At 56.9% G+C, this 313-nt stretch carries 1 pseudogene; it reads left to right on the top strand.

Going from position 1 to position 313, the window contains the following annotated elements:
* Positions 1–313: pseudogene (locus AB9F29_RS21865) on the top strand (hypothetical protein); the annotation flags it as partial.

Genomic DNA, 313 nt, shown 5'->3' on the forward strand with positions numbered 1-313 from the left:
TGAAGACTGGCAAACCATCGCCATCACCTCCGAGGGCTGGCAAGTCGTCGATCATTCACCCGCACGGTTTCGCAGATCGCACGCGATGCAAGCGCTTCCCACACCGGAACGCCATCCAGACGGGATCAACCTGCTACGCAAGTTTCTGAATGTGGAAACTGAGGCGGATTTCCAGATGTTGGTCGCGTGGCTCTTAGGGTGTTTCCATCCCAAAGGCCCTTACCAAATTTTGATCCTCTCAGGCGAGCAAGGCAGCGCCAAAAGCACCACGGCGCAAACCCTGCGCGATCTGATTGACCCTGCAAGCCCCAGT

Source organism: Falsihalocynthiibacter sp. S25ZX9, assembly GCF_041205405.1.
GTDB lineage: Bacteria > Pseudomonadota > Alphaproteobacteria > Rhodobacterales > Rhodobacteraceae > Falsihalocynthiibacter > Falsihalocynthiibacter arcticus.